The 19,797-nt window shown below is 71.4% G+C and carries 17 protein-coding genes, 2 tRNA genes and 1 pseudogene; 9 read left to right on the top strand and 11 right to left on the bottom strand.

Annotation, left to right across the window (positions count from 1 at the left end; all coding sequences use genetic code 11):
* Nucleotides 1-412, bottom strand: a pseudogene (locus QM641_RS02605) (galactose-1-phosphate uridylyltransferase); the annotation flags it as partial.
* 188 nt (nt 413-600) lie between these two features.
* Here QM641_RS02605 and QM641_RS02610 point away from each other — a divergent pair.
* On the top strand, nt 601-1,575 hold the full coding sequence (locus QM641_RS02610) for a LacI family DNA-binding transcriptional regulator (protein ID WP_415113242.1): 975 nt from the start codon (nt 601-603) through the stop codon (nt 1,573-1,575).
* A gap of 1 nt (nt 1,576) precedes the next feature.
* Here the strand turns inward: QM641_RS02610 and galE are convergent, their stop codons facing one another.
* On the bottom strand, nt 1,577-2,551 hold the full coding sequence (gene galE, locus QM641_RS02615; RefSeq protein ID WP_415113140.1) for a UDP-glucose 4-epimerase GalE: 975 nt from the start codon (nt 2,549-2,551) through the stop codon (nt 1,577-1,579).
* Between the two features lie 81 nt (nt 2,552-2,632).
* On the opposite strand from galE, the gene QM641_RS02620 reads away from it, so the two are divergent.
* Nucleotides 2,633-3,727, top strand: a complete 1,095-nt coding sequence (locus QM641_RS02620; protein WP_415113244.1) for a glycerate kinase — start codon at nt 2,633-2,635, stop codon at nt 3,725-3,727.
* A 199-nt stretch (nt 3,728-3,926) separates the two neighbouring features.
* Here QM641_RS02620 and pgm read toward each other — a convergent pair whose 3' ends face one another.
* Nucleotides 3,927-5,570, bottom strand: a complete 1,644-nt coding sequence (gene pgm, locus QM641_RS02625; RefSeq protein WP_415113142.1) for a phosphoglucomutase (alpha-D-glucose-1,6-bisphosphate-dependent) — start codon at nt 5,568-5,570, stop codon at nt 3,927-3,929.
* Between the two features lie 55 nt (nt 5,571-5,625).
* Between pgm and pheA the strand changes: the two genes are divergently transcribed.
* Nucleotides 5,626-6,585, top strand: coding sequence for a prephenate dehydratase (pheA, locus tag QM641_RS02630; RefSeq protein WP_415113144.1), 960 nt, complete (start codon nt 5,626-5,628; stop codon nt 6,583-6,585).
* Nucleotides 6,586-6,614: 29 nt separating this feature from the next.
* Here the strand turns inward: pheA and QM641_RS02635 are convergent, their stop codons facing one another.
* The 3 genes from QM641_RS02635 to QM641_RS02645 form a co-directional block, all read right to left on the bottom strand.
* A complete protein-coding gene (locus QM641_RS02635; protein WP_415113146.1) occupies nt 6,615-7,040 on the bottom strand; it encodes a hypothetical protein in 426 nt (141 codons plus the stop codon).
* A gap of 120 nt (nt 7,041-7,160) precedes the next feature.
* Nucleotides 7,161-8,207: an LLM class flavin-dependent oxidoreductase gene (locus tag QM641_RS02640; RefSeq protein WP_415113148.1), complete on the bottom strand. Its 1,047-nt coding sequence runs from the start codon at nt 8,205-8,207 to the stop codon at nt 7,161-7,163.
* 197 nt (nt 8,208-8,404) lie between these two features.
* Nucleotides 8,405-9,400, bottom strand: a complete 996-nt coding sequence (locus QM641_RS02645; protein ID WP_415113150.1) for a diacylglycerol/lipid kinase family protein — start codon at nt 9,398-9,400, stop codon at nt 8,405-8,407.
* A gap of 191 nt (nt 9,401-9,591) precedes the next feature.
* Between QM641_RS02645 and serS the strand changes: the two genes are divergently transcribed.
* The 5 genes from serS (at nt 9,592) to QM641_RS02670 (ending at nt 13,707) form a co-directional block, all read left to right on the top strand.
* A complete protein-coding gene (gene serS, locus QM641_RS02650; protein WP_415113152.1) occupies nt 9,592-10,857 on the top strand; it encodes a serine--tRNA ligase in 1,266 nt (421 codons plus the stop codon).
* A complete protein-coding gene (locus QM641_RS02655) occupies nt 10,854-11,762 on the top strand; it encodes an HAD family hydrolase (RefSeq protein ID WP_415113154.1) in 909 nt (302 codons plus the stop codon). Before serS ends, QM641_RS02655 begins: the two co-directional genes overlap by 4 nt.
* Before the next feature lie 99 nt (nt 11,763-11,861).
* Nucleotides 11,862-11,946, top strand: a tRNA-Ser gene (locus tag QM641_RS02660).
* A gap of 60 nt (nt 11,947-12,006) precedes the next feature.
* On the top strand, nt 12,007-13,263 hold the full coding sequence (locus QM641_RS02665) for an LCP family protein (protein ID WP_415113157.1): 1,257 nt from the start codon (nt 12,007-12,009) through the stop codon (nt 13,261-13,263).
* 352 nt (nt 13,264-13,615) lie between these two features.
* Nucleotides 13,616-13,707 (top strand) — tRNA-Ser (locus QM641_RS02670).
* Between the two features lie 12 nt (nt 13,708-13,719).
* Here QM641_RS02670 and QM641_RS02675 read toward each other — a convergent pair.
* Nucleotides 13,720-14,733: a zinc-dependent alcohol dehydrogenase gene (locus tag QM641_RS02675; protein WP_415113159.1), complete on the bottom strand. Its 1,014-nt coding sequence runs from the start codon at nt 14,731-14,733 to the stop codon at nt 13,720-13,722.
* Nucleotides 14,734-14,832: 99 nt separating this feature from the next.
* Here QM641_RS02675 and QM641_RS02680 point away from each other — a divergent pair, with 99 nt between their 5' ends.
* Entirely contained in the window at nt 14,833-15,426 is a 594-nt protein-coding gene (locus QM641_RS02680; protein WP_415113161.1) for a TetR/AcrR family transcriptional regulator, read from the top strand.
* Nucleotides 15,427-15,446: 20 nt separating this feature from the next.
* On the opposite strand, the gene QM641_RS02685 is transcribed toward QM641_RS02680, so the two are convergent.
* Genes QM641_RS02685 through hpaE form a run of 4 tightly spaced genes read right to left on the bottom strand, consistent with a single transcriptional unit; the run spans nt 15,447 to nt 19,779 of the window.
* Nucleotides 15,447-16,250: an aldolase/citrate lyase family protein gene (locus QM641_RS02685; RefSeq protein WP_415113163.1), complete on the bottom strand. Its 804-nt coding sequence runs from the start codon at nt 16,248-16,250 to the stop codon at nt 15,447-15,449.
* Nucleotides 16,235-17,020: a 2-oxo-hept-4-ene-1,7-dioate hydratase gene (hpaH, locus tag QM641_RS02690; RefSeq protein WP_415113165.1), complete on the bottom strand. Its 786-nt coding sequence runs from the start codon at nt 17,018-17,020 to the stop codon at nt 16,235-16,237. The genes QM641_RS02685 and hpaH overlap by 16 nt, the downstream gene beginning before the upstream one ends.
* A 56-nt stretch (nt 17,021-17,076) precedes the next feature.
* The gene (gene hpaD / locus QM641_RS02695; protein ID WP_415113167.1) at nt 17,077-18,237 is read right to left on the bottom strand and encodes a 3,4-dihydroxyphenylacetate 2,3-dioxygenase; all 1,161 of its coding nucleotides are present in this window, start codon (nt 18,235-18,237) and stop codon (nt 17,077-17,079) included.
* A gap of 24 nt (nt 18,238-18,261) precedes the next feature.
* Nucleotides 18,262-19,779 (bottom strand): 5-carboxymethyl-2-hydroxymuconate semialdehyde dehydrogenase, encoded by a 1,518-nt coding sequence (gene hpaE, locus QM641_RS02700; protein ID WP_415113169.1) that lies wholly within the window; start codon nt 19,777-19,779, stop codon nt 18,262-18,264.
* Nucleotides 19,780-19,797: the final 18 nt, after the last annotated feature.

Genomic DNA, 19,797 nt, shown 5'->3' on the forward strand with positions numbered 1-19,797 from the left:
GCGGCGGGTCGGCGGCGGCGGGGGCGGCGCCGTGGGCGGCGGCGAGCGCCGGCCCGAAGGAGGGCGAGCGGTTCTCGAACACGGCGACGTCGTAGCGCGAGGGGACCTCGGACGGGTTGGTGGGGCTCTGCGGTGCGAGCGGGTCGAGCTCGGCGGGCGGCAGGAAAACGCGGTTCTGTCGCGCCGCGGCCACCGACACCCAGTCGCCGGTGAGCACGTCGCGCCGCATGGTCGCCGTCGCCGGCCGCGGGTCGAGGTCGCGGGTGTCGGCTCGGCGCTCGGGGCCCAGCGACGTGCCGGGGTCGTCGTAGTAGATCAGGTCGCGGCCGTCGGCGAGGCGGGTCGGACGCTTGATCACGCCGGCGCCGAGGGTCGTCGCCGTGAAATCCGGCCCGCTTACAGGTATGTTCACGTCAACACCGTACCAGACGGGGTATGTTATCGTCAACAGCCCTGTATCCGGGACGCTTTTCCGGCGGCACGGCGCGCTACAGACGGGAGCCGGTCATGGCGAGCGATCCGATGAAGGACCATCTTCGGCTCGAACGAGACCTCCAGCGGCGCGCCCGCCCGGCACCGCACGCCGGACGGCGGGTATCGATGGCCGACGTCGCCGCGCGCGCCGGAGTCTCCGGGCAGACCGTCAGCCGCGTCGCCAATGGAAGTCCGCACGTGGAGGACAGGACGCGACTGCGGGTCGAGCGGGCCATGGCCGAGCTGGGCTACCGCCCCCACCGTGCCGCGCGGGCGCTGCGGACCGGCCGCACCCAGACCATCGGGCTCGTCGCGACGACCCTCGCCACGGTGGGCAACTCGCGCATGCTGCAGGCGGTCGCCGACGCTGCGGCCGCCCGCGGCTACGCGGTGGTCGTGGTCACTCTCGGCGGCGCGGGTGACATCGCGGGGGCGTTCGAGCGACTTCGCGAACAGGGCGTCGACGGGGCGATCGTGCTCAACGAGGCGACCGAGCTCGCGCGCACCGTCGCGGCACCCGACGCGCTGCGGCTCGTGATCGTGGACTCCCCGCCCGACGCCCGCTTCGGCATCGTCGAGACCGATCACGCCGGCGGGGCACGGGCCGCCACGCGCCACCTCCTCGGGCTCGGTCACGCGAGCGTCCACCACCTCGCGGGCCCCGTGCACGCGTTCGCCGCGAACGAGCGGGAGCGCGGATGGCGCGCGGCGCTGGAGGACGCGGGGGTGTCGGCGCCCGCTCCCCTGCGCGGCGACTGGAGCGCGGCATCGGGGTACGCGGCGGGAGCGGTGCTGGCCGCCGAGGCCGCGGTCACCGCGGTCTTCGCGGCCAACGACCAGATGGCGCTCGGGCTGCTGCGCGCGCTGGCCGACGCGGGCAGGCGGATCCCCGAGGACATCAGCGTCGTCGGGTTCGACGATCTCGCCGATGCCGCGGACTACCGTCCTCCGCTGACGACCGTGCGACAGGACTTCGACGCCCTCGGTGAGCGCGCCGTGGCGGCGCTGGTCGCCGGCATCGAGGAGGGCGTTCCGCGCCGGTTCGAGACGCTGCCCGCGGAGCTGATCGTGCGGGCCAGCACAGCGCCGCCGGCGCGCTGAGCTACGCGCCGGAGCGCGCCTGCCAGGCCGTGCGCACCATATCGTCGACGGTGTAGCGGTTGGCCCAGTCGAGGTCGCGCGCCGCGAGGTCCCCGGTGGCGACGATGCGGTCGGGGTCGCCGGGGCGGCGCGGTGCGATCTCGGGGACGAAGGGGATGCCGGTGACCCGGGCCATAGCATCCATGATCTGGCGCACGGACAGGCCGTTGTTGGAGCCGAGGTTGTAGGCGGGTTCGAGGGCCTCGCCAGCCCCCAGGCGGCGCGCGGCGACGGCGTGGGCAGCGGCGATGTCGCCGACGTGCACGTAGTCGCGCACGTTGGTGCCGTCGGGGGTGTCGTAGTCGTCGCCGTTGATGCGGGGGGTGCGGCCGGCCAGGAGCGCCTCGAAGACGAGGGGGAAGAGGTTGTGCGGGCTCGTGTCGTAGACGGCGGGGTCGGCGGAGCCGACCACGTTGAAGTATCGCAGTGACGTGTGCCGCAGGGGACGGTCGGCGTCCGCGGTGGCGACCGCCTGGTCGTGGATGAGCCACTCGCCGATCAGCTTCGACTCCCCGTACGGCGACGCGGGACGCTTCGGCAGGTCCTCGGTGACGAGGTCGACGTCGGGGGTGCCGTAGACCGCGGCCGAGGAGGAGAACACCAGGTTCGCCACGCCGGCGGCATCCATCGCCTCCAGGACGATGCGGGTGCCCTCGACGTTCTGGGCGTAGGTGTGCAGCGGGCGCTGCACCGAGACGCCGGCGTACTTGAACCCGGCGACGTGGATCACCCCGGTGACGTCGTGGTCGCGGAGGGTCTGCTCCACGAGCGCACGGTCGAGGATCGATCCGCGCACGAACGGGACACCGCCTGGCACGAACCGCGCGTGCCCGGTGGACAGGTCGTCCAGCACGACGGGATCGATGCCCGCTCCCGCGAGCGCACGCACCACGTGCGCTCCGATGTACCCCGCACCGCCGGTCACAAGCCACGTCATCCCTCCATTGTGCCGTCTGCGTCCGACCCTGCGCGCACGCGCCGTCGTGCCGATGACGCGGCGTAGGCTCGCAGCGTGAGCGTGCGGACCGTCGTCCTCGCCCCGGACAGCTTCAAGGGCTCGGCCTCGGCATCCGCCGTGGCGGAGGCACTGGCCACGGGATGGCGCTCCCAGCGCCCGCACGATCGGGTGCTGGCGCGGCCGATGGCGGACGGCGGTGAAGGAACGCTCGCGGCCTTCGCCGCGGCGACCCCGGAGATCCGGTATATGCCGATAGAGGTATGCGGCCCGGACGGCGGTGCAGTGGATGCCGCGTGGCTCCTGCTCCCGGACGGCACCGGCGTCGTCGAGCTCGCCTCCACGAGCGGCATCGAAGTGCTCTCCCAGGGGCTGCGGCCCTGGGATGCCGGTACCACCGGGTTCGGCCAGGCGATCGCCGCAGCCCTGGATCACGGCGTGACGCGGCTCGTGCTCGGCATCGGATCGAGCGCATCGACCGACGGCGGCGCGGGCATGCTCACCGCGCTCGGTGCGCGCTTCGCCGATGCGCGGGGGCGCCCGATCGCCTCCGGGGCGCGGGGCCTGCAGGCGCTCGCAGCCGTCGACCTCGATGGACTTCGTCCGCCGCCGGAGGGGGGCGCGACCGTTCTCACCGACGTCACCAACCCGCTCCTCGGCCCGCACGGCGCGGCCGCGGTGTTCGGTCCGCAGAAGGGTCTCGACGGGGCCGGTGTCGTCCGCGCCGATGCGGCGCTGGCGCGCCTGGCTGCGCTCGTCCCCGGCGATCCGGCGGCACCGGGTGCGGGCGCGGCCGGCGGCACGGGCTTCGCGCTGGGCGTGTGGGGCGCCCAGCTCGTCCCTGGCGCGTCGCGCGTGGCCGAGCTCGTCGGGCTCGCCGGGGCGGTGGCCGCGGCATCCGTCGTGGTCACGGGCGAGGGGGCGTTCGACGGTCAGTCGGCCGCGGGCAAGGTGCCCGGGTTCGTGGCCGCGCTCGCCGCTGCAGAGCGCGTGCCCGTCGCGCTCGTCGCCGGGCGGATCGACGCGGATGCCGACGTGTCGGGCTTCGTGGCATCCGTCTCGCTCACCGAGCTCGCCGGGTCGGCGGAGGCGGCCCTCGCCGACCCGCAGCGCTGGCTGCGGCGCGCCGGCGCCGAGCTCGCCCGTGCCCTGCCCTGAGCCCTGTCGCGCCCCGCCCGACGTCCTCGCCCGTCGAGTCACTGCTTTACGTTCGAGTCACTGCCCTGGAGCATAGTGATTCGCGAGTTGGGCAGTGACTCGCGTGGGAGGGCAGTGACCCGCGGGGGCGTGGGAGGGGCGTGGGAGGGGCGGGGGAGGGGGGTGAGGCCTGCGACAGTGAGTCGCGCCCCCGCCGGGTCTACGCGTCGCCGAGGGCGGCCGCGACGACCGCGCGCGCCTCCTCTTGCACCTGGGCGAGGTGCTCGGCGCCCCGGAGCGACTCCGCGTACAGCTTGTACACGTCCTCGGTGCCCGACGGGCGCGCGGCGAACCACGCATGCTCGGTCTGGACCTTCAGCCCCCCGATCGCGGCACCGTTGCCCGGCGCGTGCGACAGCTTCGCCGTGATCGGCTCGCCGGCGAGCTCCGTCGCGGTGACCGCCTCGGGCGACAGCTTCGACAGCGCCGCCTTCTGCGCGGGGGTCGCTGCGGCATCCACGCGCTGATACACCGAGGCGCCGAACTCCTGTTCCAGCTCCGCGTAGCGCTGCGAGGGCGTCTTGCCGGTGACGGCGATGATCTCGGATGCCAGCAGGCACAGCAGGATGCCGTCCTTGTCGGTCGTCCACACGGTGCCGTCCTTGCGCAGGAACGAAGCGCCGGCCGACTCCTCGCCGCCGAACGCGACCGATCCGTCGAGCAGGCCCGGGACGAACCACTTGAAGCCCACCGGCACCTCGATGAGCTGCCGCCCGAGCGACTCGGCGACGCGGTCGATGATCATCGACGAGACGAGGGTCTTGCCGATCGCGGCATCCGCCGGCCAGCCCGGACGGTTGCGGTACAGGTAGTCGATCGCCACCGCGAGATAGTGGTTCGGGTTCATGAGCCCCGCATCGGGGGTCACGATGCCGTGGCGATCGGCATCCGCGTCGTTGCCGGTCAGCACGTCGAACTGGTCGCGGCGCGCGACGAGCGCGGCCATGGCGGAGGGCGACGAAGGATCCATGCGGATCTTCTCGTCCCAGTCGAGCGTCATGAACCGCCAGGTCGGGTCGACTTCGGGGTTGACGACCGTGAGGTTCAGGCCGTAGCGCTCGCCGATGAGGGCCCAGTACTCGACCGAGGCGCCGCCCAGCGGGTCGGCGCCGATGCGCACCCCCGCGTCCCGGATCGCCGCGACGTCGATGATGTTATCCAGATCCGCGACGTACGCCTCGCGGAAGTCGTACGAGCCGACCCGGCCGACGGGGATGTCGGCGTGACGGGTGCGCTTGACACCCGCAAGCCCCGCGGCGATCAGCTCGTTCGCGCGGTTCGCGATCCAGCCGGTGGCGTCGGTGTCGGCGGGGCCGCCGTTGGGCGGGTTGTACTTGAAGCCGCCGTCGCGCGGCGGATTGTGCGACGGCGTGACCACGATGCCGTCGGCCCGGCCCGGATCGTTGAGCGCCCGCCCGCGGTTGTAGGCGAGGATCGCGTGGCTGAGCGCCGGGGTCGGCACCCACGCGTCGCGCGCGTCGGTGCGCACGTCCACGCCGTTGGCGACGAGCACCTCGACCGCGGTGCGCTCGGCGGGCAGCGACAGCCCGTGCGTGTCGCGACCGAGGAACAGGGGACCCGCGATCCCCTGGGCGCTCCGGTAGTCCACGATCGCCTGGGTCGTGGCGAGGATGTGGTCCTCGTTGAAGCTCGTCGACAGCGACGAGCCACGATGGCCGCTCGTGCCGAAGGCGACCCGCTGCTCGGGGATCGACGCGTCGGGCTTGCGGTCGTAGTAGGCGGTGATCAGTTCATCGATGTCGACGAGGTCGGATGCCTCGGCGGGCTGTCCAGCACGGCTCATGGGATCAGTCTGTCACCGCGCCTGCGCCTGCGCACGTCAGGGCTAGGCTCTATCCGTGACCTGCCCCTCCGACGACGCCGTCCGCCGCGTGTACAGCTACCTGGGTCCGGCGGGGACCTTCACCGAGGTGGCCCTCGGCCAGGTGCCCGAGGCGCGCGACCAGACCTGGCGGCCGGTGCGCAACGTCGGCGAGGCGCTGGGCGACGTGGTCGCCGGGCGCGCGGATGCCGCGATGATCGCGATCGAGAACTCGATCGACGGCGGCGTGTCCACCGCGCAGGATGCCCTGGCCACCATGCCGGGCCTGCGGATCGTGGGGGAGTACCTCGTGCCGGTCAGCTTCGTGCTGGTCGGGCGTCCGGGCGCGCGGCTGGAGGACGTGACTCTCGTGGCCGCGCATCCGGTCGCCTACGCGCAGTGCCTGCAGTGGCTCACCGGGGCGCTCCCCGCACACGCGCACCTGCCTGCGGCGAGCAACGTGGCTTCGGCGGTGGGCCTGGTCGACGGCACGAGTGATGCGGATGCCGCAATCGCGCCCCCCGGCATCCTCGATCATCACGAGCTGGAGCTGCTGGCCGAGGACATCGGCGACAACCCGAACGCTGTGACGCGGTTCGTGCTCGTGAGCCGCACCGTGGCGCCCCCGCCGCCGACCGGGGCGGACAAGACCTCGCTCATCGCCGAGCTGCCCGACGACCATCCCGGCGCGCTGCTGGAGTTGCTGGAGCAGTTCTCCACGCGCGGCATCAACCTGTCGCTCATCGAGTCCCGTCCGATCGGCGATGCGCTCGGCCGCTACCGCTTCGTGATCGACGCCGACGGCCATATCGAGGACGAGCGCATGGCCGACGCGCTGCTGGGGCTTCGCCGGTTCAGTCCGAAGGTGACGTTCCTCGGCTCGTACCCGCGGGCCGACCGGGCGATCGTTCGCTACCCGGACCGGTACTCCGACGAGGTGTTCGTGGAGGCGCGGGACTGGCTGCGCGGTCTCCTCTCCGGCGAGCCCGACCGGTAGCCCGCCCACGCGTGCTGCGGTGCGCCGCGCTACGGGGTGACCGACCCGGCCAACGTGAGCGTGAGGACCAGGCTGCCGATCAGCAGACCCGCGTAGCCTGCGACCGCGGCGCCGCCGACGCCGATGGCGATGGCGCCGCCGAGCCTGGGAAGGCCCGAGCGGCGGCACGCGACGATGCCGAGGATCAGCGCGACCAGGGCCAGCACGAACAGCGCGATGTTGACGCCCGTCGTGATCATGCCCTGCGTCGCGAGGCCCGGCGGCATCGGGTTCGACGGATCCGTCGGGGTCGCCAGGGCGGCCGCCGCGGCCTGTGCGATAACGGTGGGCTGGATGATCGTCCACGCGAGGCCGCCGAGCACCTGGACGATCGCGACGATCAGGGCGACGCGTCCGAGCGGGTTACGCGCTGCGGCCGGGAGCACCGATCCGGTGGGTGTGCCTGTGCTGCTCATGACCGCTCCTCGAAAAGTGATATCAGTTTAAAGTGATATCACTATATCCACGACCTGGCTCGAAGGAAAGAGGGGATGCCGGCCTTGCGAGAAGGCCGTCGCGCGCGACGTTCGCGGCGCTCAGACCGCGAGGAGCTCGAGCGTCTCGACGCGGGCGGGCGTGGCATCCATCGGATCGTCGTCATGGGCCGCCGCGACCGGCGACACCATGACCTCGTCCACACCGTGCTCGGCGGCGAACGCGGCGAGCCCGGCACGGACGTCAGGGCCGGTGCCGACGAACCAGCGACGGCGGAGGCCCTCGATCAGGGGCGCTGCCAGGTGATCGGATGCCTCGGCCTCGGCCGCCTGCTCCACGGTCTCGAGGGCGACGAGCGGCAGGTTGCCGCGCAGCCGCGCCATCATGCGGGCCTGCGGCAGCATGCGCTCCTCGGCCAGAGCACCGGTCGCGGCGGCGACGGCGTTCGCGGTGAGGAAGGTGCGCGGGCGCTCGAGGAGCGCCGAAGGCTGGAACTGCGTGCGGTACAGGTCCAGTGCGCGCTCCAGTCCGGTGCCGGAGAAGTGGTTCGCGAAGACGTAGGGCAGGCCGAGCGCCGCCGCGAGCTGCGCGGAGTAGTCGCTCGATCCGAGCAGCCACACCTCCGGCGTGGTCGTGGCCGCGGGGGTCGCGTGCACGTCGTAGGTGCCGCCCGAGGTGAACCGCAGCGTGGCCCCCTTGTCCGAGGCGAGCGCGAGGATGTCGCGGATGTGGTCGGGGAAGCGCTCCACGTCGCTGATGGTGCCCGACATCCGCAGCAGCTGCGTGATCACCGGGTCGCTCCCCGGCGCGCGACCGATGCCGAGGTCGATGCGCCCCGGGGCGAGGGCCTCCAGCGCGGCGAACTGCTCCGCCACCACGAGCGGGGAGTGGTTGGGCAGCATCACCCCGCCCGAGCCGACGCGGATGCGGTCCGTGCGCGCCGCGGCGGCCGCCGCGAGCACCGGCGGGGTGGTCGAGGCGACGGCAGGCATGTTGTGGTGCTCGGCGAACCAGTAGCGGCGGTAGCCGAGCTCGTCGGCGCGACGCGCGAGCGCGAGCGAGGCCGCGACCGCCTGCGCGCTGGTCTGCCCGGTGCGCACCGGTACGAGGTCGAGGACCGAGAGGGCGGGAGCGGGGGAGGCAGCCATCTCCGAGGACAACGAGGCCCGGCATCCGGGGTATTCCGCGTCGAGCACCGTCCGCCCTGCGGTCACGGACGGGGGCACGGGAGTTATGCGGCCCGAACGAAGGCTGAATGCGGCGGAAGGCGGTGAGCTGGGCTGTCCGAGCGCAATCCAGCCTTGGTGCGGCCACCATTTCGGGCGAGACCGCGGCCCGTCCCAGCTCACGTCCCGATGCGGTAGCCCTCCGGGACGGTCACCAGCAGCCCGCCGTGGTCCACGCGGCAGTGCACGTGCACGGCCGCGCCGAACTCGTCGCCGTCCAGTTGCACCGGCTGGGCGCTCTGCGTCGCGACGTCGATCCCGGTGCCGCGCGCGTAGCGCACCGCGTTGTCCTTCGTGCGCAGCGCGAGCACGCGCTGCCCCGCACGGAAGCGCCGCAGCACGCTGTTGTCCCACGCCACCCGACGCCACACCAGCAGCCAGCCCAGAGGCCCCTTCGGCTGAAACACGGCCACGTCGAGCTGACCGTCCGAGACCGACGCCTCGGGGATCAGCTCCAGCCCCGCCGGCAGTGTCCCGCAGTTGGCGAACAGGATGCTCTGCACCTGCGCGCGGTGCATCCGATGGCCGGGCAGCTGGTAGATGACCGGGAAGGGCTTCGCGCCCACGAGCGAGCGCGCGGCTCCGTCGACGTAGGCGACCCAGCCGACGCGCTTCTTCAGGTCGCCGCTCGTGTTGGCGATCATCGCGGCGTCGAGGCCGATGCCTCCCATCACGACGAACGCGCGCTCCTCGTTCGCACCGTCCGCCCGGGTCAGGCGGACGACGCCGACATCGATCGCGCGGGTGCGGGAAGCGAAGGCGGTGCGGATCATCAGGTCCCGGTCGTAGAGCGGAAGGCGGAGATTGCGTGCGAGCAGGTTTCCGGTGCCGCTGGGCACGATCGTCAGCGGCACGCCGGAGCCGTTCATCGCCTCGCTCACCGCGCGTACGGTGCCGTCTCCGCCGGCGACGAGCACAGCATCCGCTCCGGCGGCCAGCGCACGTCGGGCCACGCCGGCGCCGAGGTCGGTCACGGTGGTCTCGAAGTACAGCGGCGAGGCCCAGCCGGCTTCGTTCGACAGTCGGCGTACGTCCGCGCGCAGGGCCTTCTTATCGACCTTGGTCGGGTTGTAGACGAGCGCCGCCCGTCCCGCGGAGCGCGACCGGCCGACCATGCGCCCCACGATACCCGCCGGACTTGTGTCCCGCTTACAGGGCGAAGTGCCGTAGGCAGGTGGCTCCGGGGCCCCGAGGACCGATTCACCATGTAAGCGGGACACCGCCGGCGGGTGACGGCGGCGGGAGCCGGCAGGGCTCGCTCCGTCGCCGCTTCGGGCGCCGCGGCCGGCCGGACTAGGCTGGTCGGATGATCGACCCGGCCCTCCTGCGTGAGAATCCCGACCTCGTCAAGCGCTCCCAGCAGGCGCGCGGGGAGTCGGTCGCCGCGGTGGACGAGGCGCTGGCCGCCGACCGCGCCCGGCGCGCCGCGATCACCGCGTTCGAGGAGCTGCGGGCCCTCCAGAACGCCCACGGCAAGCTCGTCGCGCGGGCGTCGAAAGACGAGAAGGCCGCCCTCGTGGCGGAGGCCAAGGCGCTCAGCGCGCGCGTCAAGCAGGCACAGCACGCGGCCTCCGTCGCCGAGGAGAACGCCGCCGAGGCCCTCGACGCCATCGAGAACGTCGTGCTCCAGGGCGTCCCCGCCGGGGGCGAGGACGACTTCATCACGCTGCGCACGCACGGCGAGCCGGTGGTCTTCGACTTCGAGCCGCGCGATCATCTCGCCCTCGGCGAGCTGCTCGGCGCGATCGATGTGGAGCGCGGCACGAAGGTGTCGGGCAGCCGCTTCTACTTCCTCACCGGCGTCGGGGCCCGGTTGGAGTATGCGCTCCTGTCCCTCGGGATGCAGCGCGCCCTCGATGCCGGGTTCGTACCGATGATCCCGCCGACGCTCGTGCGGTCGGAGGTCATGCGCGGCACCGGATTCCTCGGTAAGCACGCCGGCGAGGTCTACCGTCTCGACGACGACGACCTCTACCTGGTGGGCACGAGCGAGGTGCCGCTGGCCGGCTATCACATGGGCGAGATCCTCGACCTGAGCGCCGGGGCCAAGCGCTACGCGGGCTGGTCGACGTGCTACCGGCGCGAGGCCGGCTCGCACGGCAAGGACACGCGCGGCATCATCCGCGTGCACCAGTTCAACAAGCTGGAGATGTTCGTCTACGTCGCCCCCGACGACGCCGAGGCCGAGCACGACCGCCTCGTCGAGCTGCAGGAGCGCATGCTGCAGGACCTCGGCCTCGCCTACCGCGTCATCGACGTGGCCGCGGGCGACCTCGGCTCCAGTGCCGCGCGCAAATACGACATCGAGGCCTGGGTGCCCACCCAGGGCGCGTATCGCGAGCTCACCTCGACATCGAACTGCACGACCTATCAGGCGCGCCGCCTCGACATCCGGCACCGCCCGGACGGAGGACGCACGCAGCATGTGGCGACCCTCAACGGCACGCTCGCGACGACCCGCTGGATCGTCGCGCTCCTGGAGACCCATCAGCGCGCCGACGGGTCGGTGGTCGTGCCCGAGGTGCTGCGGCCCTACCTCGGAGGCGTCGACGTGCTGGAGCCGCTCACATGAGCATGCAACGCCTGCCTGCCACGGGCAGCGTCGAGGTCGTGCAGTCGACCAGGGCTGCGCGGCTCGTCGAGGATCTCGCCGACGACACCGAGAACCCCGACGTGCCCACCGAGCGACTGCTCATCGTGCTCGACATCGACGGCACCGTCATCCTGGAGGACGAGTCGCTCAGCCCGGGGGTGGTGGATGCCGTCGCCCACGCCCACCGCGCCGGCCACGAGGTCATGCTCGCCACCGGTCGCAGCTGGGAGGGCACCCGCGGCATCCTGCGCGTGCTGGCGATGGCGCCGGAGTACGTCGTGTGCTCCAACGGCGCGGTGATCATGCGACGCGTCGATGCCGACGAGGCGCATTACGAGCGGTTCCGGGTGGAGACGTTCCATCCCGCCGAGGTGCTGTCGATGCTCCGCGCCCACCTCCCCGACGCGAACTACATGGTCGAGCTGCCCGACGGGGAGCGGCTCTACACCGACCCGTTGCCGGACTGGAACCTGCGTGCGGCGCGGCGCGTGCCGTTCGACGAGCTGGGCGGGCAGCCGGTCTGCCGTGTCGTGGTGGTCTCGCCGCAGGACGACGACAGGGACTTCGTCGACCTCGTCGCACGCATCGGCCTGAACCAGGTCTCCTACGCGGTGGGCTGGTCGGCGTGGCTCGACATCGCCCCGCACGGCGTGGACAAGTCCACCGCGCTGGAGCGCGTGCGCACGTGGCTGGGCATCGACCCCGCGCACGTGCTCGTGATGGGCGACGGCCGCAACGACGTCGGCATGTTCCGCTGGGCGCGCGAGCACGGCGGGCGGGCGATCGCGATGGCGCAGGGGCCGGATGAGGTCAGGCGCGAGGCGCCGGAGACCACCGCGTCGGTGCACGCGGGCGGCGTGGCCGCCGTGCTCGGCATGCTCTGAGGGCGTGTTCAGCGTGTCTCCAGCGGGCCTGTCCCAGAATGGGCGGGGGTCCGTCGACTAGACTCGACGCCTGTTCGAGGGATGCCGCGGCATCCCTCGGGAGGGTTGTCCGAGCGGCCGATGGACCTGGTCTTGAAAACCAGTGGGCAGCAATGTCCCGTGGGTTCGAATCCCACACCCTCCGCCGGCTTCCTGGAGCGCCACGGGGGCGCTGGAGAGCCATACCCCACCCGAGAGGACACTCGTGAGCGAGAGGCCCGTGACCACGACGCGGTCGCATCGACGGCGCCCGGTCGCCCGCCATGGCATGTTGAGGACGCCGCATCCGCTGCGCCAGCTGCTCACGATGATCGGGGTCGCTCTCGGCGTGATCGTCGTCTCCGGCGCGGGCGTGGCCGCCTACGCCGCTTTCGATTTCACGACGAGTTTCACGAAGGACGCGGTCGACCTGGAGGGGCAGGATGCCGTGCCTCCGGACATCGGCGCCATCGAGGGCGGCGTGAACCTGCTCCTGGCCGGGACGGATGCCTGTGAGCCCGCCTATGCGGACATCTTCGGTGACCGTTGCGAGGGCCCCGAGGCCGACGAGGAGCTCAACGACGTCAACCTGCTCCTGCACATCTCCGACGAGCCGCGCCGTGTCACCGTCATCTCGTTCCCGCGCGACCTGATGATCGACATCCCTGCATGCACGAACGCGGATGGCGAGGACACCGGCGACACGTATGACATGCTCAACACGGCATACGTCTACGGGCAGCTCGGGTGCGTCGTGAAGACGGTCTCGCAGCTCACCGGGCTCGACATCCAGTACGCGGCGAAGGTCACGTGGGGCGGGGTCATCGAGATCACCAACGCGATCGGCGGCGTGGAGGTGTGTCTGGCCAGCGGCATCTACGACCCCAACACGGGGCTCGACCTGGAGGCGGGCAACCACACGCTGGCGGGCGTCAGCGCGCTGCAGTTCCTCCGCACGCGCTACGGCGTGGGCAACGGCGGGGACCTCGGTCGCATCTCGAACCAGCAGCAGTACATGTCTCGGCTGGCTCGCAAGCTCGTGAGCGAGGAGGTGCTCTCCAATCCGGCCACGCTCCTGAAGCTCGCCAGGGTCGCGGTCGACAACGTGACCCCGTCGCAGTCGCTGACCAACCCGATGGCTCTCGCGCAGATCGCCCTCGCGGTCAAGAACGTGCCGTTCGACGAGATCGTGTTCCTCCAGTACCCGGTCTACGAGGACCCGAACGACCCGAACCGGGTCGTGCCCGATTATGACGCGGCGGATGCGTTGTGGGCCGCGCTCGCGGCCAACCAGCCGCTGAAGCTGACCGGAGACGTGAGTCAGGGCGACGGCGTCGTCGTGGTGGAGCCGGCGACCCCCGGGACCACCGATCCGTCCGCGACGCCCACGCCGCAGGCCACGGAGACGGCGATCGAGCTGCCGCCGGAGATCACCGGGCAGACGGCCGCGCAGGAGACCTGCTCCAACGGCAACCTCCGCTGACGCGAGGTGGGAGCGTCCCGCCGGCGCCGCGGGTTCTTCGCAACGCAAACGTGGCGCGTTCTGCCGCAGTGCGGGCGCGTCGCGACCAGACGCGCCGGGGTTGAGTTGGCGCGTCTGGTCGCCCCGTGGGCCCCGCGTGACCAGACGCGCCCACCGGTGGCGCGCGAGCCGGCGTTACCTGGCGCAAAGTGTCGCCGGATGCCGCCCGCACGACCGAACGGGCCAACCTGGCGCGCCGCACGCCGCACGCCGCACGCCTGGCAGGCCGCACACCCGGGACGAGCGTGTCAGCGAGGCGGCATCCATTGGCTATCATGGACAGGCGCATCCGCCCGTTCGCGACCGGATGCCTGGAGACGTCGCATAGTCAGGCCTAGTGCACCACCCTGCTAAGGTGGAGTCCCCTCACGGGGACCGAGGGTTCAAATCCCTCCGTCTCCGCCATCTATCCCCCGGTCAGAAGGTGACGACGACCTTGTCGGCCGCTCCCGGGGTCTTCGCCAGCTCCAGCGCCTCCAGCGCGCGGTCGAAGGGAAGGCGGTCGCTGATGATGAGGGCGTACTTCTCCCAGTTCTCGATGATGTCGTCGGTGACCTCGAAGATCTCGGTGGGGTAGCCCATCGACCAGACGAGGTTGAGCTCCGAGGCGAGGATCGATCCGAAGTCGAGCTCGACGGGACGCTTGTGGACCGCGACGATGCCGAGGGTCGCATCGTGCTTGGCCAACCCCGCCGCCGTCGGCGGGATCGACGGCGCGCCGGCGGCGTCGAGGAAGATGTCGGTGCCCGAGCGTGCTCCTCGGTTGAAGGCGCTCGCGCCGTCGCCGTGCAGCTCGATGAGCCGGGCTGCGAGGTCCTCTTCGGCGGAGTTGATCACGGCATCCGCGCCGATCTGCAGCGCCTTGTCCAGGCGCGAGGGGATGATGTCGACGACGACGATGTGCGACGCGCCTCGCCGGCGATAGCCGAGCACGGCGCCCAGGCCGATCGGCCCGGCGCCGAAGACGACGACCTTGTCGCCGGGTGCCGGGTCGGTGCGGTTGACGGCGTGGTAGGCGACGGCCATGGGCTCGTTGAGCGCGGCGACCTCCCAGGGCACGTGCTCGGGGATGACCCTGAGCTGCCGGCCGGGCTGAGCGTCGAGGACGACGACGTACTCGGAGAGCGCGCCCTGCGCGCCGCCCGAGCCGAGGAGCCCGTCGGTGAACGCCATCGTGTCGATGACGACGTGATCGCCGACCTTCAAGCCGGTGACGTCCGCGCCGACTTCGACGACCTCGGCGGCGGGCTCATGGCCGAGAGGCGTGGCGCCGATGCGGGGCGGGATTCCGCCGTTGTGGGTGTAGAAGGCGTCGGAGCCGCAGATGCCGCACGCCTTGATCTTCAGGAGCACGTCGGCCGGTCCTGCGGTGGGCGTGTCGATCTCGACCCATTCGTTGACCTCGGGGGCGGTGATGCGCACGGATTTCATGGTGATCTCCCTGATGGTGTGCGGGGCGAGACGTGGCGGTTCCCACGGATGTGCATTATCCTAACAGTGTTCATTAATTGAGGCGAGAGACGGTTGCGATTGAGCGGGCGCGGACGGGGCAGGCCCCGCGAGACCACGCACGAGCAGATCCGGGATGCCGCTCGCACGCTGTTTCTTCGTCAGGGGTACGCGGCGACCTCGTTGCAGCAGATCGCGGATGCCGTCGGCATCAGCCGCACGACGCTGTTTCACTACTTCCCCGCCAAGCGCGACCTGATGAGCGACGAGGTCGATGCCAGCGTCGACCGCGTGCGGGCGGCATTGGCAGCGAGCGAGGGTCTCGGCGTGGTCGCCGCGCTGGCGGCGGCGATCGTGGCGGCGCTGGGCTACACCCGTGCCGAGCACGATGCGCTCGCCCTGCGGTGGCGGATCGCCCGCAGCGACGACGAGCTGCGCGCGGTGATCAGGGCTCGAACCGATGACGCGGTCGAGCTGCTGCGCGACTATGCGCGGCGGCGATCGCCGGGCACGGACGAGGAGGTCGTGCGGGATGTCGTCGAGGCGCTGCTGGCGGTGTCCAGCAGCGCGAGCATCCGCTGGTCGGACCGGGAGCGGCCCACAGACGATCTCGATGATTACGTGGCAGCCAGGCTCGCGCCCTTCGCCGAGGCGATGAGCCGGATGATCCCCTGAGCGAGAGCTCCGCCGCCGCGTCAGTAAGACGCGCGTGGCGAGTCGTCGGCGGCCGGCACCCAGCGTGCGGCGAGCGCCTCGGAGCCGCGTGCGAGCATCGCGACGTCGGCGCCCACCAGCACGAAGGACGCCCCGGCGTCGACGTACGCCTGGGCGACGGCGGGGTCGAAGGCGTTGACGCCGACCGGCTTTCCCGCGCCGCGCACCGCCTCGAACGCGCTCAGCACCGCGGCGGTCACGTCGGGGTGGGTCTGCTGGCCGAGCACGCCCATCGAGGCGGCCAGGTCGCTCGGGCCGACGAACACGCCGTCGACCCCGTCGACGGCGGCGATCGCAGCGGCGTTGGCGATGCCCTCGGCCGTCTCGACCTGCACGAACAGCGAGACGTGAGTGTCGGCATCCGCAAGATACCGCTCGACCCGGTTCCAGCGCGCCGAGCGGGCCAGCGCCGAGCCGACGCCGCGACGCCCGCGGGGCGGGTAGCGCACCGCCGTCACGATCTCGCGCGCCTCGTCGGCGGTGGAGATCATCGGGACGAGCAGGTTCTGCGCACCGAGGTCGAGCACCTGCTTGATCGTGACGACGTCGCCGATCGGCACGCGCACGACCGGGGTCACCGGCTCGGCGGCGACGGCCTGCAGCTGTGCCAGGACCGACTCCAGCCCGTTGGGGGAGTGCTCCATGTCTACGAGCAGCCAGTCGAGCCCCGCCCCGGCGCAGATCTCGGCGACCAGGGGCGAGCCCGAGCACACCCACATCCCGACGAGGGGACGGGATGCCGCGGCCAGCGCCTCGCGGAAGGTCGGCCTCAGACGAACCGGCACGCGATCGTCCCCATCCGTCCGTAGTCGCACAGCACGCTGTCGCCGCGCGAGACCCACAGCGGCCGGGTGAACGAGCCGGCCAGGATGATCTCGCCCGCCTCCAGGCGCGCCCCGTGCTGGTGGAGCTTGTTCGCCAGCCACGCCACGCCCGTCGCCGGGTGGTTGAGGATGCCGGCGGCGACGCCGGTCTCCTCGATCGTCTCGTTGCGGTACAGGAGCGCCGACACCCAGCGCAGGTCGAGCTCGTCGGGTCGCATGGGGTTGCCGCCGAGCACCATGCCGCCGTAGGCGGCGTTGTCGCTGATCGTGTCGACGATCGTCCGGCCCTCAAGCTCGATGTGCGAGTTGAGGATCTCCAGCGCGGGGGTGACGAACTCGGTCGCCCGCAGCACGTCGAACAGCGAACAGGCAGGGCCCTCCAGCGGCTCCTTGAGGACGAAGGCGAGCTCCACCTCGATGCGGACGTTCGTGAACCGGTCGACCGGGATCCGCGCGCCGTTCTCCCACACCGTGTCGTCGAACATGACGCCGTAGTCGGGCTCGTCGATGCCGGTGGCCTGCTGCATCGCCTTCGAGGTCAGGCCGATCTTGCGACCGACCAGGCGCCGGCCTGCCCGCACCTGCGCGTCGCGCCACACGCCCTGGATCGCGTACGAGTCCTCGACCGTCGCGTCAGGGTAGCGGCTCGTGATGCGCGGGATGAGGCGGTGCGTGCGGTCGGCCTCGGCCAGCTCGTCGGCGATCGCCGCGATGGTGTCGGGGTCGAGCATCCTCGGGTTCCTTTCCGTTGTGGCCGGCCCGGCCGGGCCGGCCGGGCCGACAGGCCTCAGAGCTGGTGGCCGAGCTTGTACTCGCCCTGCTTCCACTCCGGCAGCTGCTCGTCGTCGGTGCGAGTGTACGAGAAGCCGTCCGCGCCGATCGTGACGGCCATCTCCGACGAGTCGGTGCGCGCGATGACCGGCTGCGGGTTCCCGTCGAGGTCGAGCACGAGCGAGGCGTCGGTGTACCAGCTCGGCACGACGGGGTTGCCCCACCAGTCGCGGCGCTGGTTGTCGTGCACGTCCCACGTGACCACCGGGTTGTCCGGGTCGCCGGTGTAGTAGTCCTGCGTGTAGATCTCGACGCGGTGTCCGTCGGGGTCGCGCAGGTACAGGTAGAACGCGTTCGAGACGCCGTGGCGGCCGGGGCCCCGTTCGATCGCGTCGGAGCGCCGCAGCGCGCCGAGCTTGTCGCAGATCGCGAGGATGTTGTGCTTCTCGTGCGTCGCGAAGCACACGTGGTGCATGCGCGGGCCGTCGCCGCCGGTCATCGCGGTGTCGTGCACGGTGGGCTTGCGGCGCATCCACGCCGCGTACACGGTGCCCTCCTCGTCCTGGATGTCCTCCGTGACGCGGAAGCCGAGGTCCTGCATGTAGCCGACTGCCCGCGGGACGTCGGGGGTGACCTGGTTGAAGTGGTCGAGGCGCACGAGCTCACCGGGGCTGTACAGGTCGTAGCGCCACGACAGCCGCTCCACGTGGTCGGTTGCGTGGAAGAACTCGTACGGGAAGCCGAGCGGATCGGTCACCCGCACCGAGTCGCCGATGCCCTTCGTCCAGCCGTCCGGGTTGCGTCGCACGTCGCAGCCGAGCTCGGTGTAGAACGCCACGGCGCGGTCGAGATCGCCGGGGGTGCGCACCCGGTAGCTGAAGGCGGCCACCGCCGCGACCGGACCCTGGCGCAGCACCAGGTTGTGGTGGATGAACTCCTCCGTCGAGCGCAGGTAGATCGCCTCGTCGTCCTCCTCGGTCACGTGCAGGCCGAGCACGTCCACGTAGAACACCCGCGATGCGGCGAGGTCTGTCACGACGAGCTCCATGTACGCGCAGCGCAGCACGTCCGGCGGAGGGCAGCTGGGCGTCGGGATCGGATCGTCGCTGCGGATCGGCGCCTCCTGGCTCACGTAGAAGCCGGATGACGTCAGGGTCATGTCGTCGCGGGTGGTCATGTCAGCGTCCTTGCTTCCGAGGGGTCAGTTCTTGCCGAAGGTCGGGTTGTGCACTTTGCCGAGCGTGATGTGCACGGCCTGCTGATCGGTGTAGAAGTCGATCGAGCGGTATCCGCCCTCGTGCCCCAGTCCCGATGCCTTGACACCTCCGAACGGGGTGCGCAGGTCCCGCACGTTGTTGGAGTTGAGCCACACCATGCCGGCCTCCACCGACTGGGCGAAGTTGTGTGCGCGCTTGAGGTCGTTGGTCCACACATAGGCGGCCAGGCCGTACCTGGTGTCGTTGGCCAGGGCCAGGGCGTCCTCATCGGTGTCGAACGGGGTGATCGCGACCACGGGGCCGAAGATCTCCTCCTGGAAGATGCGCGCGGTCGGGGCCACGTCGGCGAACACTGTCGGGGCGACGAAGTTGCCGAACTCGAAGCCCGCAGGTCTCCCGCCGCCGGCGACCAGGCGCCCTTCGCCCTTGCCGAACTCGACGTAGCTCATGACCTTCTCGAAGTGCTCGGGGTGCACGAGCGCGCCGACCTCGGTCGCGGGGTCGTGCGGGTAGCCCACTCGCACGCGCCGCGCCTGCGCGGCGTAGCGCTCGACGAACTCGTCGTAGACGCCCCGCTGCACGAGGATGCGGCTGCCTGCGGTGCAGCGCTCGCCGTTGAGCGAGAACACCCCGAAGATCGTCGCGTCGATCGCGGCGTCGAGGTCGGCGTCGTCGAAGACGACCGCCGGGCTCTTGCCGCCGAGCTCCATCGACAGGCCCTTGAGGTACGGGGCGGCGTTGCCGAAGATGATCTGGCCCGTGCGGCTCTCGCCGGTGAACGAGATGAGCGGCACGTCGGGATGCTTCACCAGGGCGTCGCCGGCATCCTCGCCCAGTCCGTTGACGAGGTTGAACACGCCCTGCGGGAGCCCCGCGTCCTCGAAGATGCCCGCCCACAGCGACGCGGACAGCGGCGTGAACTCGGCGGGCTTGAGCACGACCGTGTTGCCTGTGGCCAGCGCCGGCCCGAGCTTCCACGACTCCAGCATGAACGGCGTGTTCCACGGGGTGATGAGCCCCGCGACGCCGATGGGCTTGCGGTTGACGTAGTTGATCTGCCGACCCGGGACCTTGAAGGTGTCGTCGGCCTGCGCGACGATCAGATCCGCGAAGAAGCGGAAGTTCTCCGCGGCGCGGCGGGCCTGGCCGAGCGCCTGTGTGATCGGCAGCCCCGAGTCGAACGACTCCAGCTCGGCGAGGCGGGCGTCGCGCGACTCGACGATGTCGGCGATGCGGTGCAGCACGCGGGACCGCTCCCGGGGGAGCATCTTCGGCCACGGGCCGTCGGCGAACGCGCGCCGGGCGGCGGCTACGGCGCGGTCGATGTCGGCCTTCTTGCCGGCCGCCGCCTGCACGTACACCTCGTTGGAGACCGGTTCGAGCACGTCGAACGTGTCGCCGTCGGCGGAGTCGACGAACGCGCCGTCGATGTAGTGGCGGATGCGGTCGGGCAGGTCGGCCGGGATGTGGCGGCGATCAAGCGCGGGGGCGGTGTCGGACATCGTGACTCCTTTGGGACG

Source organism: Microbacterium sp., assembly GCF_047605725.1.
Classification (GTDB): Bacteria; Actinomycetota; Actinomycetes; order Actinomycetales; family Microbacteriaceae; genus Microbacterium.